This window comes from Pseudomonas sp. B329 (genome assembly GCF_023127835.1).
GTDB classification, from domain to species: domain Bacteria; phylum Pseudomonadota; class Gammaproteobacteria; order Pseudomonadales; family Pseudomonadaceae; genus Aquipseudomonas; species Aquipseudomonas synxantha_A.
The window spans coordinates 59238-75168 of sequence record NZ_SPKP01000021.1 but is presented as its reverse complement, the minus strand read 5'-3'; the positions used below and the strand labels follow the sequence as shown (position 1 = coordinate 75168).

Sequence of the window (15931 nt, the reverse complement as noted above, 5' to 3'; positions counted from 1 at the left end):
CCCCCGTCCGCCAGTACTCCGCTGTCGGTACTACATGCGTAGCCGTTTCTATTAAGTTAACCCTCAGCGACCCGAAGGGCAGGGTGCTTTGGGCGAGTTGTGTAAGTTTTAGCCGCTTCGTCCACAACGTACTGCACGGCGATTCTGTTCTATATGACAATCACTTTGGGTTTACAGACATCCCCTGGTGATTGCTGGACCCGAAGGTACCAGAAGCTCAGGGCTAAGGCTGCTTACGCAGCGAGAGCGAATTCCTGGCCGTAGTTTTCGTCATTGGCAACTATAAGAAGTTGCAACAGTGGATTTACGAGTTCTGTTACCAACTCGGCATGCACCTAAAGTTTCGCGACCGGCGTCGAATCCTAAACGGCCCCGTGCTTGTAACTCGTTGTTTCTTAGTGAGTGACAAGCCTGTGCAGTGTACGCCAAAACGTCAGCGAAGGCCAACCCGAAGGTTGGCCCTATCGCTTACTGACCGCCTTTCTCGCTGTTCTGCAGGTCTTGCAGGGCCTTGGAGGTGATTTCGATGCACTTCTTCTCATCACCAGCGGCATGGGCGGCCTTGGCCTGGGAGACGGCGGTGTCTATTTCGCCACTTTTACCGCTGGTGTCAGTGGCCAGCAGGGCTTTGCCGTTGTTGATTTTGTCCAGGTTGATCTGGCACAGGTCTTTGTCACCGGCAGCGAAGGCGGGGGAGGCGAGCATCGCAGCGGTCATGAACAAGCCAGCAAGAGCGGAACGCTTCATAGGGTGTCTCCTTGCGCAAAAGGGCTCGACGCTGCTGGCGTGCAACCGCTGCCAGCGACATCACTGATGGGCCTCGTTTGTCGAGGCCTATGCAGATGACTGCGCTGGTGCGCCAGGGTTCGGTTTTTTTGCGGGGTCAGTGGGCGCGGGCGCGGGTGACGCGGTCTACCAGGTAGACCAGGCCGTGGTAGTCGATGCCGCCATGCTGGCTCAGGCCGATCTCGCAGGTGCGGCTGGTGGAGATGCCTTCGCTGCAATGTTGCACGGCATCCTTGAGTGAGCGCAGGGCGTGGGCGTTGAGTTGCGGGGTGGTGAAGCCTTTGTCGCCGGCAAAGCCACAGCAGTGAATGCCTTCGGGGATGACGACGGTTTTTGCACAGCGCCGGGCCAGTTCGATCAGGGCCTGGCTTTCGCCCAGGTGCTGGGTGCTGCACGTGACGTGTACGGCGATGGGGGCTTCCTGCGGCGTGAAGTCGAGGCGGTCCAGCAGGTGGGTGCGGATAAAGCGTACCGGGTCGTAGAGGTCCAGGCGGGTTTCGCCGAGGTCTTGTACCAGGCGCAGGGTGCAGGGGCTGGTGTCGCAGTAGATCGGGTCGAGGCCGCCACGGCTGGCGTGGAGCAGGGCGCCGATCAGTTCCTGGCGCTTGTGTTCGGCTTGCTCGGCGTAGCCTTTGGACGCGAAGGGTTGGCCGCAACAGAGGCTGTCCTGGTTGTCGGGGAAGACCACCTGGTAGCCGGCTTTTTCCAGCAGTTGGCGGGTTTTGTCGTACAGCGACATCTGCTCTTTATCGCCGGCTGCCGGGCCCATGGCGCGGGAGACGCAGGCGGCCAGGTAAACCACGCGCGGGCGGGCGTCCGTCACTGCCGGGCTGAAGCGGATGGCTTTTTCGGGCTGTGGCATGGCGTTGGTCCACTGCGGAATTTGCCCTTTGGACAGCTTAGTCAGTGTGCTCGAGAGCTTGGCCAGCCGTGGAGCACCCAGCAGCATGCGCGCACCATTGGCGACGTGCAGGGTGAAGCGCGCACCTTGCAGTGCGGTGGCGAAATGGCTGGCGAGCCATTCGGCGGTTTTCGTACGGTCGGCATCGCAGCTGCGCAGCTTTTTCACCAGGTCGCCGGTATTGATGCCTACAGGGCAGCGTTGGGCGCATAGACCGGTGGCGGCGCAGGTGTCGATGCCTTGATAGTGGTAGGCCGCTTCCAGTTCGGTGGTGTCTACGCCTGCGCGGCGTTTGGCCTGGATGTCGCGCCAGATCACAATGCGCTGGCGCGGGCTCAGGGTCAGGCCTTTTGAGGGGCACACGGGTTCGCAGAAGCCACACTCGATGCACTTGTCCACAAGCCCATCGGCGGCGGGCAGGGGCTTGAGGTGTTTGAGGTGGATTTGCGGGTCTTCGCTGAGCACCACATCCGGGTTGAGGATGCCGTTGGGGTCGAGCAGGCGCTTGAGTCGCCACATCAATTGATAGGCGTCGCTGCCCCATTCCAGTTCAACGAACGGCGCCATATTGCGACCAGTGCCGTGTTCAGCCTTCAGCGAGCCACCGAACTCTACCGCCACCAGTTGCGCGACGTCGTCCATGAACGCTTGATAGCGTGTGACTTCTTCGCTGCTGTTGAAGCCCTGGGTGAACACAAAGTGCAGATTGCCTTCCAGGGCGTGTCCGAAAAGGATGGCTTCGTCGTAGTGATGTTTGTCGAACAGTTCGATCAGGCGGTTTACGCCGATCGCCAGTTGTTCGACGGGGAAGGTGACGTCCTCGATGATCACGGTGGTGCCGGTTTTGCGCACCGCGCCTACGGCGGGGAAGGTGTCTTTGCGGATTGCCCACAGGCGGGCGTTTTCCACGGGGTCTTCGGTGAAGTCGACCTGTTTTTCTACGGGGAACGCCGCCAGAGAGGCCATGATCAGCGTTAGTTGTTCGTGCAGTAATGACGGCGAGGCCGCGCGGGATTCGATCAGCAGTGCGCAGGCATTTTCCGACAAGTGTTGTACGAATGCGGGCATACCCGGTTTGTCTTGTACCGAGCGCATACTGCGTCTGTCCAGCAGCTCAACGGCTGAAACCGGCTGGGTTTTCAGCACCGTTACTGCGTTGCAGCATGTTTCGACATCCGGGAACACGATCAGCGCCGAGGCTTTGTTCGGGTGATCGATCACCGTGTCGTAGGTGACCGCACTGATAAACCCCAGGGTGCCCTCGGAGCCGACCAGCAGGTGGCTGAGGATATCCAGCGGGTCGTCGAAATCCACCAGGGCGTTGAGTGACAGGCCGGTGGTGTTTTTCAGGCGGTATTTGTGGCGAATCTTCGCAGCCAGTTCAGCGTTTGCGCGTGTCTCGCGGCACAACGTGGCCAGGCGCTCAAGCAGTGCACTGTGGGTTTGGCGGAAGGCTTGCACGCTGGCGGCATCTTCGGTGTCCAGGCGGCTGCCATCGGCCAGTACCAAACGAATGCCCGCCAGGGTGTGATAGGTGTTTTGTGCCGTACCGCAGCACATGCCGCTGGCATTGTTGGCAACGATGCCACCAATTTTGCAGGCGTTGATCGACGCCGGGTCCGGGCCGATCTTGCGCCCGAACGGCGCGAGCCAGGCGTTGGCCTGGGCGCCGATGACGCCGGGTTGCAGGCGGATCTGTGTGCCTTGCCCGCGAATTTCGCAGTGGTTCCAATTGTCGCCGAGCACGATCAGCACCGAGTCGCTGATCGCCTGGCCGGACAGGCTGGTGCCCGCGGCCCGGAAGGTCACCGGCACGTGATCGCGCTGGGCCAGTTGCAGCAGTGCGACGACTTCGTCTTCTGACTCCACGCGGATCACCAGTTGTGGGATCAATCGGTAGAAGCTGGCGTCGGTGCCGAAGGCGAGGGTGGAAAGTGGATCGTCGAAGCGGCGATCTTGCGGGATCAGTTGTGCGACGTCGCTGAGAAAAGCAGCAGGCAGGCTCATCGGTCCTCCAGAAATAGCAGACGCCAGCATCGTTGTCCGGCGTCGATTCTTACCCTATTACGTGCAGGTCTCAGTGCACCAGCATACCGGTGAACCAGTACGCCTGCGCCAAGGTGATCAGCCCGACGATGGTGGCAAAGAACAGGCTGTGCTTGAGGGTAAAGCGGAACAGATCGGACTCCTTGCCCACCAGGCCCGTGGCTGCGCAGGCCACGGCGATCGATTGCGGCGAGATCATTTTGCCGGTCACGCCGCCGCTGGTGTTGGCGGCTACCAGTAAGGTGTCGTTGACGCCAATCTGGTGGGCGGTGGTGGCTTGCAGCGAGCTGAACAGGGCGTTGGATGAGGTGTCCGAGCCGGTCAGGAAAACCCCCAGCCAGCCGAGGAAGGGCGAGAAGAACGGGAAGGCGGCGCCGGTGCCAGCCAGTACCAGGGCCATGGTCGAGGACATGCCGGAGTAGTTGGTGACGAAGGCGAACGCCAGCACCATGCCGATGGACAGGATCGGCCAGCGCAGCTCAAAGAAGGTCTCTTTTAAAGTGGTAAGACCAGTCTTGATATCAATTTTCAGCACCAGCATCGAGACCAGCGCGGAGAAGAAGATCGCGGTACCGGTGGCCGAAATCGGGTCCAGCTTGAAGACGGCGGGGATGGCGGTGGGGTTGGTGACGATGGGTGCGACTTTGATCACCAGTTGGTCCAGGTGCGGGATCGCGAAGTTGAACACCCAGCTGTACATCGAACCACCGGCCGCGAACATGGCCTTGAAGGGTTTGAGGGTCCAGATGGTGACCAGCACGGTCAGGATCAGAAACGGCGACCAGGCCTTGAAAATTTGCCCCAGGCTGTAGGGTGAAACCACTGTGCTGCGTGGCAAACCAAAGCCGCCGGCGCTGGAGGTGACCGCTACGCTGGAGGTTGCACCGGCAATCTGCGCGCCTGCGGTGCGCTTGGGCTGCCAGATTTTCAGGAACAGTGTCAGGGAGATCAGGCTGGCGAGTGCCGAGGTAATGTCCGGCAGTTCCGGGCCAATGAAGTTGGAGGTGAAGTACTGGGTAACGGCAAAGCTCAAGCCGGCCACCAAGGCTGCCGGCCAGGTTTCACGCACGCCGCGCAGGCCGTCCATCATGAACACCAGCCAGAAGGGCACGAACAGCGACAGCAGCGGCAGTTGGCGGCCGGTCATGGCGCCGATCTTGAACGCATCGATGCCAGTGACCTGGCCTGCGACGATGATCGGAATGCCCAGTGCGCCGAACGCCACCGGCGCGGTATTGGCAATCAGGCACAGGCCCGCGGCGTACAGCGGGTTGAAGCCCAGGCCCACCAGCAACGCGGCGGTGATTGCCACGGGTGCGCCGAACCCGGCCGCGCCTTCCAGGAAGGCGCCAAAGCAGAAGCCGATCAGCAGCACCTGCAGGCGCTGGTCATCGGTGATCGACAAGACGGAGCTGCGGATGATCTCGAACTGCCCGCTCTTTACCGTCAGTTTGTAGAGAAATACCGCCGCCACGATGATCCAGGCGATCGGCCACAAGCCATAGGCAAACCCGTAACCAGCCGCTGCCAGGGCCATGTCGACCGGCATCTGGAAGGCGAAGATGGCGACCAGGATCGACAATGCCAAGGTGATGCTGCCGGCCACATGGCCTTTGAGGCGGAATACGGCCAGGGCCAGGAAGAAGAACACGATTGGAATAACGGCGGCCAGTGCGGACAGGTCGAGGCTGCCGAGAGGGCTGTAGAGCTGTTGCCAGGTTTGCATATGGGGTGGCCCCTGATTGTTGTTGTTTGGTCAGCTTGGATAATTGGTAATACCAATTTACAGTCGCTGTGGGCTAGATTAAGAGCCTTGGCAGGGGTGTGTCAATTTGCCGCTCGTCAAACTTTGGTCTGAGAGTGAGTGTCGAGTGTTCTGATCGGGTAAATCGAAGGTGTTCTGATAGGTGCTGCCAGCGCGGCGATAGGCCAGAATAGGGGCCCCGGCGAGTGGTCGGGATGGTGGAGAGTGAGTTATGGGGTTTGATCAGGTGCGTCAGCGCCGTTTGTCTGACGATATTGTCGAGCAGCTTGAGGGCATGATCCTTGAGGGCACGTTGAAGTCGGGCGAGCGCTTGCCGGCCGAACGCGCTTTGGCTGAACAATTTGGTGTGTCGCGCCCTTCATTGCGTGAGGCGATCCAGAAGTTGGCGGCCAAGGGGTTGCTGGTCAGTCGGCAGGGTGGCGGCAACTATGTGGTGGATTCCCTGGGTTCGACCTTCAGTGATCCGCTGCTGCATCTGCTGGAAAACAATCCCGAGGCGCAGCGCGACCTTCTGGAGTTTCGCCAGACTCTGGAGGCTTCGTGTGCTTATTACGCGGCATTGCGTGCTACCGAGGTCGACCGTGAGCGACTGACGGCGGCGTTCGAAGCGCTGCAGGACTGCTATGCGCGAGCCGACGAGGTGAGCCGAGTGGAGGAGGGCGCTGCGGATGCAAGGTTTCACTTGGCGATCGCCGAGGCCAGTCATAACGCGGTGCTGCTGCACACCATTCGCGGGTTGTTCGACCTGCTCAAGCGCAACGTGGTGACCAATATTGGCGGTATGTATCAGCAGCGCACCGAGACCCGCGACATGCTGATCAGTCAGCACCGGGACTTGTACCTGGCGATTATCGAGGGGCGGGCCGAGCAGGCGCGCGACGTTTCAACACGTCACCTGTTGTACGTGCAGGAAGTGTTGGAGGAAGTGCGGCAGGAGGTTCAGCGGGTAGCGCGGGCGGAGCGACGTAAGGGCATGTAGCCACGGGGGTTGCCCGCGGCTACATCATCACAAGGGTTAGTCTTCCTTGCCCTTGTTGCGCACGGCGCGATGCAGTTCGCGATTGGAGTCGCGCTCGCGTTCGGTGTCGCGCTTGTCGTATTCCTTCTTGCCCTTGCCCAATGCGATTTCGCACTTGACCAGGTGCTTGCTCCAGTACCACGACAGGCAGACGCACGCGTAGCCTTTTTGCTGCACGGCCGCGGCGAGCTTTTCGAGTTCGCGGGCATTGAGCAACAGCTTGCGCGTGCGCACCGGGTCGGCAATCACGTGGGTGCTCGCGGTGGTCAGCGGGGTGATATGACTGCCGAGCAGCCACGCCTCGCCATCCTTGAGCAGCACATAGCTGTCGACCAGCTGCAGTTTGCTGGCACGCAGACTTTTTACTTCCCAGCCGGCCAGGACCAGACCAGCCTCGAACCGATGTTCGATGAAGTAATCGTGTCGCGCCTTTTTATTTTGCGCGATGGTCCCTGTGGGGTGTTTCTTTTGTTTAGCCATAGGGGCGGCATTATAGGGAGTTGCGAGCGTGTCGGCTACGGTCAACCTGCGTGCTTGAGCGTGTTGGACGAATCCCGGACAATACGGGCAGTTCTTTGGTTTTTTTCTCTCGCGGATCGGGCTGTACTTTCGCGACGTTTGCCTTAAGCAGTGGAAGTAACGCTCACATGACGACGCATATTCAACGTTCGGCCCTGCTGCCCTATCCGGCACAGGCGCTCTATGACCTGGTCAACGACGTGGCGCGTTACCCGGAATTCCTGCCTTGGTGCTCGACTGCCGAGGTTTTGGAGAGCAGTGATGAGCACATGGTCGCCAGTGTTGGTGTGGCCAAGGGGGGCCTCAGCCAGCATTTTGTTACGCGCAATGTGCTGGTGCCGGGCAAATCCATTGAAATGAATTTGCAGGAAGGGCCGTTCACCCAGCTGCACGGCGTGTGGGTGTTCAAGGCGCTGACAGATAAGGCCTGCAAGATCAGTCTGGATCTTTCATTTGATTACGCCGGCCCCATTGTGCGGGCGACGTTGGGGCCACTGTTCAATCAGGCGGCAAATACTTTGGTGGACGCTTTCTGTCAGCGAGCCAAGCAATTGCATGGTTGATATTGAAGTAGTGTATGCCGATGTGGGTCGCCAGGTTCTGCTGGAGGTGGCGATACCGGTGGGCACAAGCCTGAGGGCGGCAGTGCTGGCGTCGGGCATTGCAGAGCATTTTCCGCAGTTGGCGTTGGCTGACTGCCCGCTGGGTATCTTCGGCAAGGTGGTGGCGGACGCTGATGTGCGTGCCGTGCAGGCGGGAGATCGGATCGAGATCTATCGGCCATTGCTGGCAGACCCCAAGGAAATACGCAGGCTGCGCGCGGCCAAGGCGGCGATGCTCAAGCGACAGAACACCTGAGCTTGCCAATTGGCAGGCAACAAAAAGCCCGGCATGCCGGGCTTTTTATCGAGCGCCGCAAAATTATTGCGGGCTGGTGTCCAGAGGCTGTGGCGTCGGGACGGGTACAGTTTCGACGCCGTCGACGTCTTTCTGGATCTGGTCCAGCAAGGAGCCTGGCTTGGCCGGCACCTCGGATTTCGGCTTTTCGGCTTCCTGCGCAGGCGCGGTCACGTTGGTGCCGCTGTCCTTGCCCAGCAAGGCTTCATCGCGGCTTACGCCGGGCATGAAGTCACCGGACAGGCTCACGAGCTGGTCATTGCCATTGAAGATGACACTGACGCGCTCCTGTTGGCGTTCACCGCCACCGGGCTGCAGGCTGTAGAGATAATCCCAGCGATCGGCATGGAATGTGTCGGTCAGCAGGGGGTTACCCATGATAAACCGTACTTGCCGTCGGGTCATTCCCGGGCGTAACTGGTCTATCATGTCCTGCGTGACGACATTGCCCTGCTGGATGTCGATTTTGTAAACCCCGGGGAATGAACAACCGGCGAGTGCGAGCAGTCCCACAAAGGTGAAACTGGTTAGCAAGAGCTTGGTGTTTTGCATCGGTGGGCGACTTCCACTATCTTGGCTGGGACAACGTAAACGCCGATCATACCCGTATTAAGAGAAGCTGCGAAGCAGCATCCGCGAGAAAGCTAACCATGGTTGAAAATAGCGAACTACGCAAAGCCGGTCTCAAAGTGACTCTGCCACGAGTCAAGATTCTACAAATGCTCGATTCTGCTGAGCAACGCCACATGAGTGCCGAGGATGTTTACAAGGCGCTGATGGAGTCTAACGAGGACGTCGGCCTGGCCACGGTTTACCGTGTACTGACCCAGTTTGAAGCCGCAGGGCTGGTGGTTCGCCATAATTTCGACGGCGGTCATGCAGTATTCGAACTGGCTGACGGTGGTCACCATGACCACATGGTTGATCTGGATACCAATGAGGTTATCGAGTTCACCAGCCCTGAAATCGAAGCGCTGCAGCATAAGATTGCTGAGGAGCACGGTTTCGATTTGGTCGACCATAATCTGGTGCTGTACATCCGTAAGAAAAAGTAAAAATCGACGCAGTTTTGCTCTGCGAAACGATTGAAGGCGACCCTAGGGTCGCCTTCGTGCTTTCTATAAAGAGTAAAAGTACCCGTTCAAGCCTTCGCGGCCACGACCATTTTTTTCGCGTGAGCCAACGACTCCTTGGTCAGGTCGATACCGCCGAGCATCCGCGCAACTTCTTCTACCCGTTCCGACTTGTTCAGCTTGGAGACGGCCGTGTGCGTCGCGTCGCTGCCGCGCACCTTGTGCACAAATAGATGTTGATGCCCTTGAGCCGCCACTTGCGGCAAGTGAGTCACCGTAACTACCTGGCCGCGATCCCCCAGGCGACGCAACAATTGGCCAACAATTTCTGCGGTTGGCCCGCCGATGCCAACGTCTACTTCATCGAATACCAGCGTTGGTACCCGTGAGGTCTGCGCGGTGATCACCTGGATCGCCAGGCTGATCCGCGACAACTCGCCGCCTGAGGCCACTTTGGCCAGGGCCTTGAGTGGCTGACCCGGGTTGGCGCTGACCAGCAGTTCTACCTGCTCCAGCCCATGGGGCTGCAGTTCGTGGCTGGCGTTGGCGCGCAGTTCGATGGTGAAGCGCCCGCCCGGCATACCCAGGCGCTGGATTTCCTGCTCGACGGCGCTGGCCAGGCTGGTGGCGGCCTGTTGGCGCAGGTCGCTCAGCTCCTGGGCCTTTTCCTGATAATGGCGGGCAAACGAAGCGAGCTCCTCGCCCAGTCGCTCGATGGACTCGTCGTTGGCGTTCAGTGTGTCGATTTCATCCAGCAGCTTCTGTTGCATGGCAGCCAGTTCAGTGGGCTGGATTCGATGCTTGCGCGCCAGGGTATAGATGGTGTCCAGGCGCTCTTCTATTTCCTGCAGGCGCGCCGGATCGGCATCGAAGTGGTCCAGGAAGCGGTTGAGTTCGCCGACGGCTTCCTCAACCTGAATCTGTGCGCTGGTGAGCAGGGTAGTGGCCTCATTCAACGAGCCGGAAGCATTGTTCACGCTGGACAGGCGATTGAGGCTGGCTGTCAGTGCGTTGAGCACATTGCCCGAGTCGCTCTCGCTGCATTGCTCGACGACCTGGCGGCAGATACCCAGCAAGGTCTCTGCATTGGTCAGGTTCTTGTGTTCCTGCTCAAGCTGCTCCAGTTCGGTCTCGCCCAGGCCCAGGCTTTCAAGCTCTTCGAGTTGATAGCTGAGCAGTTGGTGGCGGGCGCGTTGTTCATCGCCGGAGTTGGAGAGGCGTTCCAGTTCCTGGCGTGTCTGGCGCCAGCGTTGGGCGGCCAGTTGAACCTGGCGGGCAAGGTCGGTGGCGCCGGCGTATTCGTCGAGCAGTCGGCGGTGAGTATCGGTTTTGAGCAGGGACTGGTGTTCATGCTGGCTGTGGATATCGATCAGCAGCTCACCCAGGGCTTTCAAGTCGCCAAGTGGGCACGGCGTGCCGTTGATATAGCCGCGGGAGCGACCTTCGGCAGTGATCACCCGGCGCAAGATGCACGGGCCTTCATTGTTCAGGTCGCGCTCGACCAGCCATGCCTCGGCCTCGGGAATGTCGGCCAGGTCAAAGGTGGCCAGAATATCGGCTTTGTCGGAGCCTGGGCGTACCACGCCACTGTCGGCGCGGTCGCCGAGGGTCAGGCCGAGGGCGTCGAGCATGATCGACTTGCCGGCGCCGGTTTCGCCTGTGATTACGCTCATCCCGCGATCCAGTTCGAGATCCAGATGTTCAACGATTGCGTAGTTATGTACAGACAGGTGCACGAGCATGACGGCCGCTCCCAGGCTTGAGGTCTGGTTATTTATACAGTGTTTTGTTTGTGGCTGACAATCCTGGCGCTTAGCTCGATTTGCTTGATCAACAGCTTTTTTTAGCGCGATGAGGAATGTAGGAGCAGGAAATGATCTGAGTCATGCGAAAGACTTTTGGTAACGCCCGCGCCCTTGAACCTGGAAATTGTGGCCCCATATACCGGAACAGAAGCGCGAGTCGAGATCGCGCATGATTTTGAAAGGAGAAATCTATGGCTGACGAACAGACGCAGGATACGCAAACTCCAGACGCCAATGCGGCTGCCGGTGATGAGCTGGCCACCCGCGTGCAAGTGCTCGAAGAGCAATTGTCCGCTGCGCAGGATCAATCGTTGCGTGTTGCCGCCGATCTGCAGAACGTCCGCCGCCGTGCCGAGCAGGACGTAGAAAAGGCTCACAAATTCGCGCTGGAAAAATTCGCTGGCGATCTGCTGCCGATCATCGACAGTCTTGAGCGTGGTCTTGAGTTGTCTGACCCGGCCGACGAAAACATCCGCCCAATGCGTGAAGGTATCGAGCTGACGCTGAAAATGTTCCAGGACACCCTGAAGCGTTATCAGCTGGAAGCGATCGATCCGCAAGGCGGCGAGCCGTTCAATGCTGAGCATCACCAGGCCATGGCCATGCAGGAAAGCCACGACCTGGAGCCTAACAGCGTGATGAAGGTGTTCCAGAAGGGTTACCAGCTCAATGGTCGCTTGATGCGCCCGGCAATGGTGGTGGTGAGCAAGGCTCCTGCACCCGCTGCACCTTCTATTGATGAGCAGGCTTGAAATCCGCCGCAAGGCCCCCATCTATAAGTCAAGCGTTTAAGTGCTACCGCAGTTAGCCACAACTGCTGCGGCAACCAAATTCAAAGTTCGGGAGAGTAAATCATGGGCAAAATTATCGGTATTGACCTGGGGACCACCAACTCCTGCGTCTCCGTGCTGGAAAACGGCGTTGCAAAAGTTATCGAAAACGCCGAAGGCGCACGTACCACTCCATCGATCATCGCTTACGCCAACGACGGTGAAATCCTCGTCGGTCAGTCGGCCAAGCGTCAGGCTGTGACTAACCCGCATAACACCCTGTATGCGGTAAAGCGTTTGATCGGTCGTAAGTTCGACGAAGAAGTCGTACAGAAAGACATCAAGATGGTCCCTTACAAAATCGCCAAGGCCGACAACGGTGACGCCTGGGTTGAAGTAAACGGCCAGAAAATGTCGCCGCCGCAAATTTCGGCTGAAATCTTGAAAAAGATGAAGAAGACCGCCGAAGACTACCTCGGTGAAGCAGTGACTGAAGCGGTGATCACCGTTCCGGCCTACTTCAACGACAGCCAGCGCCAGGCAACCAAAGACGCCGGCCGCATCGCGGGTCTGGACGTAAAACGTATCATCAACGAGCCAACCGCAGCCGCTCTGGCTTACGGCATGGACAAGGCCAAGGGCGACCACACTGTGATCGTCTACGACCTGGGTGGCGGTACTTTTGACGTGTCCGTGATCGAGATCGCAGAAGTTGACGGCGAGCACCAGTTCGAAGTGTTGGCCACCAACGGCGACACCTTCCTGGGTGGTGAAGACTTTGACATCCGTCTGATCGACTACCTCGTAGACGAATTCAAGAAAGAAAGCGGCATGAACCTCAAGGGTGACCCGCTGGCCATGCAGCGCCTGAAAGAAGCCGCTGAAAAGGCCAAGATCGAGCTGTCTTCCGCTCAGTCGACCGACGTCAACCTGCCGTACATCACTGCAGACGCTACCGGTCCTAAGCACTTGAACGTGAAAATCTCGCGCTCCAAGCTCGAAGCTCTGGTTGAAGACCTGGTTCAGCGCACCATCGAGCCTTGCCGTATCGCACTGAAAGACTCCGGTATCGACGTTGGCTCGATCAACGACGTGATCCTGGTCGGCGGTCAGACCCGTATGCCGCTGGTGCAGAAGCTGGTAACCGAGTTCTTCGGCAAAGAAGCACGTAAAGACGTGAACCCGGACGAAGCTGTTGCCATGGGTGCTGCCATCCAGGGTGCGGTATTGGCCGGTGACGTAAAAGACGTATTGCTGCTGGACGTGAGCCCGCTGACCCTGGGTATCGAAACCATGGGTGGCGTGATGACTGCGCTGATCGAGAAAAACACCACGATTCCTACCAAGAAATCCCAGGTGTTCTCGACTGCCGATGACAACCAGGGCGCCGTGACCATTCACGTGCTGCAAGGTGAGCGCAAGCAAGCCGCGCAGAACAAGTCCCTGGGCAAGTTCGACCTGGCTGAGATTCCACCAGCACCACGTGGCGTGCCACAAATCGAAGTGACCTTCGACATCGACGCCAACGGCATCCTGCACGTCGGCGCGAAAGACAAGGCAACCGGCAAAGAGCAGAAGATCACCATCAAGGCCAACTCCGGTCTGTCTGATGAAGAAATTCAACAGATGATTCGTGATGCAGAAGCCAACGCTGATGCGGATGCCAAGTTTGCTGAACTGGCTGGCGCCCGTAACCAGGGTGATGCGCTGGTTCACTCGACTCGCAAGATGATCGCTGATGCTGGCGACAAAGTGACCGAAGAAGAGAAAACCGCAATCGAAGCGGCCTTGGTTGCCCTGGAAGCCGCCATCAAAGGTGACGACAAGGCTGCCATCGAAGCCAAGATCGAGGAGCTGTCGAAAGTCTCCGCACCGGTCGCTCAGAAAATGTACGCCGAACAAGGCCAGCCGGCTGACGGTGCTGCGCAGCAGGCAGAGCCAGAAGCCAAGCACGACGATGTTGTCGATGCCGAGTTCGAAGAAGTCAAAGAAGACCAGAAGAAGTAACTTGGTCGCCCGGTTGACCGCTCACAAGCGGTGACTGGTAGGATGTCGCCGCGCGGGAGCTTGCTCCCGCGTTGGCGTGTCTGGGGTATGCGAATTTTTACAGCATGCGACAACGCTCGGATGCTGGCGGTGTGATCGGGAATGCTCCTGCTTTCCGAATGGCATTCACCGCGTTTTTGGCCGGGTCCCTGGCTGAAAGCAGTAATGACCAGGATCGTTGAATTGACGTGAGTTGGGTCCGGGCCTGTATTGGGGCTCAACGAGTTTGGCAGGGTTCAGGAGGGCCAGGTCGAACGTCCTTAAGAGTGCAAAGACTTATGGCAAAGCGTGACTATTACGAAGTATTGGGTGTGGAGCGCGGGGCCAGCGAGGCGGACCTGAAGAAGGCCTACCGTCGCCTGGCGATGAAGCACCACCCCGACCGTAATCCGGATAACAAAGAATCCGAAGAGATGTTCAAAGAGGCCAATGAGGCCTACGAATGCCTGTGTGATCCCAATAAGCGTGCGGCCTACGACCAGTACGGTCATGCCGGCGTCGACCCGAGCATGGGTGGTGGTGGCGCTGGTTTCGGCGGTCAGAACTTCTCCGATATTTTCGGCGACGTGTTCAGCGATTTCTTCGGCGGTGGCCGTGGCGGTCAACGTGGCGGCGCGCAGCGTGGCAGTGACTTGCGCTACACGCTGGAGTTGAATCTGGAAGAAGCCGTGCGCGGCACCAGCGTCAATATTCGTGTGCCGACGCTGGTTAACTGCAAGCCGTGCGACGGTTCGGGTGCCAAGAAAGGCTCCTCGCCGATCACGTGCCCGACCTGTGGTGGCATCGGTCAGGTGCGCATGCAGCAGGGCTTCTTCTCGGTGCAGCAAACCTGCCCGCGTTGCCATGGCCAGGGCAAGATCATTTCCGACCCGTGCGATTCCTGCCACGGCGAAGGTCGTGTTGAAGAGTACAAGACCCTCTCGGTGAAAGTGCCGGCGGGTGTGGATACCGGCGATCGTATTCGCCTGTCGGGCGAAGGCGAGGCGGGTACCCAGGGTGGTCCGACTGGCGACCTGTACGTGGTGATCAATGTGCGTGAGCACTCGATCTTCCAGCGCGATGGCAAACACCTGTTCTGCGAAGTGCCGATCAGCTTTGTCGATGCGGCCCTGGGCGGTGAGTTGGAGATTCCGACCCTTGATGGTCGAGTCAAACTCAAGATTCCCGAGGGGACACAGACTGGCAAGCAGTTCCGCATCCGTGGCAAAGGCGTTGCGCCAGTGCGCGGTGGCGGTGCGGGCGACCTGATGTGTCGTGTGGCGGTGGAAACCCCGGTCAACCTGGGCCGTCGTCAGCGCGAACTGCTCGAAGAGTTCCGCAGCTCGCTGGAAGGCGATGACTCCCATTCGCCGAAAACCACTGGCTTCTTCGATGGCGTGAAACGCTTCTTCGGCGACCTGTAAGGACGTGAATATGCGACGTATAGCCGTAATGGGCGCTGCCGGGCGCATGGGCAAGACGCTGGTCGAGGCGGTGCAGCAACGCTCGCCGGCCTCCGGGCTGACGGCGGCGATTGTTCGCCCCGGCAGCACGTTGATCGGTGCGGATGCCGGTGAGTTGGCGTCGTTGGGCCGCATCGGTGTCTCGTTGACGGGCAGCCTTGAGCAGGTGGCTGACGAGTTTGACGTGCTCATCGATTTCACCTTGCCTGACGTGATGCTGAAAAACCTGGCCTTCTGCCGCAAGGCAGGCAAGGCCATGGTGATCGGTACGACTGGTTTGAGTGCTGAGCAGAAGCAGTTGCTGGTGGAGGCGGGCAAGGATATTCCGATCGTCTTTGCTGCCAACTTCAGCGTTGGCGTGAACCTGTCGCTGAAATTGTTGGACCTGGCAGCGCGTGTGCTGGGTGACGAAGCCGATATCGAGATTATCGAGACTCATCACCGCCACAAGATCGATGCGCCGTCGGGCACTGCGTTGCGCATGGGTGAAGCTATCGCTGATGCGCTGGGCCGCGATCTATCGAAAGTGGCGGTATACGGGCGTGAAGGCCATACCGGTGAGCGCGCGCGCGACACCATCGGCTTTGCAACCGTGCGCGGTGGTGATGTGGTTGGCGATCACACGGTGTTGTTCGCCACCGAAGGCGAGCGCCTGGAGATCACGCACAAGGCTTCAAGCCGCATGACGTTCGCCAAGGGCGCAGTGCGAGCTGCACTCTGGTTGGAAGGCCGCGAGCCGGGCCTGTATGACATGCGCGACGTGTTGGATCTGCACTAATCAGTAGCTTAAATGGGGCCTCGGGATTATCCTGAGGCCCCGTTTTTACCCGCTAAGCGACGTCCTGTCGCATTCTCCTGCCTTT

At 59.2% G+C, this 15931-nt stretch carries 14 protein-coding genes and 1 other RNA gene; 8 read left to right on the top strand and 7 right to left on the bottom strand.

Annotated features, from left to right (window positions below):
- From ssrA to E4P00_RS12705, 4 genes are all read right to left on the bottom strand, one after another.
- Positions 1–366, bottom strand: a transfer-messenger RNA (tmRNA) gene (gene ssrA / locus E4P00_RS12720).
- Between the two features lie 102 nt (positions 367–468).
- A complete protein-coding gene (locus E4P00_RS12715; RefSeq protein ID WP_020301768.1) occupies positions 469–747 on the bottom strand; it encodes a hypothetical protein in 279 nt (92 codons plus the stop codon).
- A 136-nt stretch (positions 748–883) separates the two neighbouring features.
- Entirely contained in the window at positions 884–3694 is a 2811-nt protein-coding gene (locus tag E4P00_RS12710; RefSeq protein ID WP_248131640.1) for an FAD-binding and (Fe-S)-binding domain-containing protein, read from the bottom strand.
- A 70-nt stretch (positions 3695–3764) separates the two neighbouring features.
- On the bottom strand, positions 3765–5459 hold the full coding sequence (locus tag E4P00_RS12705; RefSeq protein WP_248131638.1) for a lactate permease LctP family transporter: 1695 nt from the start codon (positions 5457–5459) through the stop codon (positions 3765–3767).
- Positions 5460–5709: 250 nt separating this feature from the next.
- Here E4P00_RS12705 and E4P00_RS12700 point away from each other — a divergent pair, with 250 nt between their 5' ends.
- Positions 5710–6477, top strand: a complete 768-nt coding sequence (locus E4P00_RS12700; RefSeq protein ID WP_005791515.1) for a GntR family transcriptional regulator — start codon at positions 5710–5712, stop codon at positions 6475–6477.
- A 36-nt stretch (positions 6478–6513) separates the two neighbouring features.
- Here the strand turns inward: E4P00_RS12700 and smpB are convergent, their stop codons facing one another.
- Positions 6514–6996: an SsrA-binding protein SmpB gene (gene smpB / locus E4P00_RS12695; RefSeq protein WP_005791513.1), complete on the bottom strand. Its 483-nt coding sequence runs from the start codon at positions 6994–6996 to the stop codon at positions 6514–6516.
- A 167-nt stretch (positions 6997–7163) separates the two neighbouring features.
- Here smpB and E4P00_RS12690 point away from each other — a divergent pair, with 167 nt between their 5' ends.
- Together E4P00_RS12690 and E4P00_RS12685 are read left to right on the top strand one after the other, a co-directional pair.
- Complete coding sequence (locus tag E4P00_RS12690; RefSeq protein WP_005791512.1) at positions 7164–7598, top strand: type II toxin-antitoxin system RatA family toxin; 435 nt, start codon at positions 7164–7166, stop codon at positions 7596–7598.
- The gene (locus E4P00_RS12685; RefSeq protein WP_216092109.1) at positions 7591–7893 is read left to right on the top strand and encodes an RnfH family protein; all 303 of its coding nucleotides are present in this window, start codon (positions 7591–7593) and stop codon (positions 7891–7893) included. Before E4P00_RS12690 ends, E4P00_RS12685 begins: the two co-directional genes overlap by 8 nt.
- A gap of 63 nt (positions 7894–7956) precedes the next feature.
- On the opposite strand, the gene E4P00_RS12680 is transcribed toward E4P00_RS12685, so the two are convergent.
- Positions 7957–8484: an outer membrane protein assembly factor BamE gene (locus E4P00_RS12680; RefSeq protein WP_005791510.1), complete on the bottom strand. Its 528-nt coding sequence runs from the start codon at positions 8482–8484 to the stop codon at positions 7957–7959.
- Positions 8485–8582: 98 nt separating this feature from the next.
- Here E4P00_RS12680 and fur point away from each other — a divergent pair, with 98 nt between their 5' ends.
- The gene (gene fur / locus E4P00_RS12675; protein WP_003194220.1) at positions 8583–8987 is read left to right on the top strand and encodes a ferric iron uptake transcriptional regulator; all 405 of its coding nucleotides are present in this window, start codon (positions 8583–8585) and stop codon (positions 8985–8987) included.
- Positions 8988–9073: 86 nt separating this feature from the next.
- Here the strand turns inward: fur and recN are convergent, their stop codons facing one another.
- Complete coding sequence (gene recN / locus E4P00_RS12670) at positions 9074–10747, bottom strand: DNA repair protein RecN (protein ID WP_248131636.1); 1674 nt, start codon at positions 10745–10747, stop codon at positions 9074–9076.
- A 254-nt stretch (positions 10748–11001) separates the two neighbouring features.
- On the opposite strand from recN, the gene grpE reads away from it, so the two are divergent.
- The 4 genes from grpE (at position 11002) to dapB (ending at position 15846) form a co-directional block, all read left to right on the top strand.
- On the top strand, positions 11002–11562 hold the full coding sequence (gene grpE, locus E4P00_RS12665; protein ID WP_005791505.1) for a nucleotide exchange factor GrpE: 561 nt from the start codon (positions 11002–11004) through the stop codon (positions 11560–11562).
- Between the two features lie 102 nt (positions 11563–11664).
- The gene (dnaK, locus tag E4P00_RS12660) at positions 11665–13587 is read left to right on the top strand and encodes a molecular chaperone DnaK (RefSeq protein ID WP_005791503.1); all 1923 of its coding nucleotides are present in this window, start codon (positions 11665–11667) and stop codon (positions 13585–13587) included.
- Positions 13588–13904: 317 nt separating this feature from the next.
- A complete protein-coding gene (gene dnaJ / locus E4P00_RS12655; RefSeq protein WP_005791501.1) occupies positions 13905–15029 on the top strand; it encodes a molecular chaperone DnaJ in 1125 nt (374 codons plus the stop codon).
- A gap of 10 nt (positions 15030–15039) precedes the next feature.
- Positions 15040–15846 (top strand): 4-hydroxy-tetrahydrodipicolinate reductase, encoded by an 807-nt coding sequence (gene dapB / locus E4P00_RS12650; protein ID WP_005791500.1) that lies wholly within the window; start codon positions 15040–15042, stop codon positions 15844–15846.
- The last annotated feature ends 85 nt before the right edge of the window (positions 15847–15931 follow it).

Coding starts and splice junctions, on each gene's coding strand:
- E4P00_RS12715 (WP_020301768.1), bottom strand. CDS start 747: ATGAAGCGTTCCGCTCTTGCTGGCTTGTTCATGACCGCTGCGATGCTC.
- E4P00_RS12710 (WP_248131640.1), bottom strand. CDS start 3,694: ATGAGCCTGCCTGCTGCTTTTCTCAGCGACGTCGCACAACTGATCCCG.
- E4P00_RS12705 (WP_248131638.1), bottom strand. CDS start 5,459: ATGCAAACCTGGCAACAGCTCTACAGCCCTCTCGGCAGCCTCGACCTG.
- E4P00_RS12700 (WP_005791515.1), top strand. CDS start 5,710: ATGGGGTTTGATCAGGTGCGTCAGCGCCGTTTGTCTGACGATATTGTC.
- smpB (WP_005791513.1), bottom strand. CDS start 6,996: ATGGCTAAACAAAAGAAACACCCCACAGGGACCATCGCGCAAAATAAA.
- E4P00_RS12690 (WP_005791512.1), top strand. CDS start 7,164: ATGACGACGCATATTCAACGTTCGGCCCTGCTGCCCTATCCGGCACAG.
- E4P00_RS12685 (WP_216092109.1), top strand. CDS start 7,591: ATGGTTGATATTGAAGTAGTGTATGCCGATGTGGGTCGCCAGGTTCTG.
- E4P00_RS12680 (WP_005791510.1), bottom strand. CDS start 8,484: ATGCAAAACACCAAGCTCTTGCTAACCAGTTTCACCTTTGTGGGACTG.
- fur (WP_003194220.1), top strand. CDS start 8,583: ATGGTTGAAAATAGCGAACTACGCAAAGCCGGTCTCAAAGTGACTCTG.
- recN (WP_248131636.1), bottom strand. CDS start 10,747: ATGCTCGTGCACCTGTCTGTACATAACTACGCAATCGTTGAACATCTG.
- grpE (WP_005791505.1), top strand. CDS start 11,002: ATGGCTGACGAACAGACGCAGGATACGCAAACTCCAGACGCCAATGCG.
- dnaK (WP_005791503.1), top strand. CDS start 11,665: ATGGGCAAAATTATCGGTATTGACCTGGGGACCACCAACTCCTGCGTC.
- dnaJ (WP_005791501.1), top strand. CDS start 13,905: ATGGCAAAGCGTGACTATTACGAAGTATTGGGTGTGGAGCGCGGGGCC.
- dapB (WP_005791500.1), top strand. CDS start 15,040: ATGCGACGTATAGCCGTAATGGGCGCTGCCGGGCGCATGGGCAAGACG.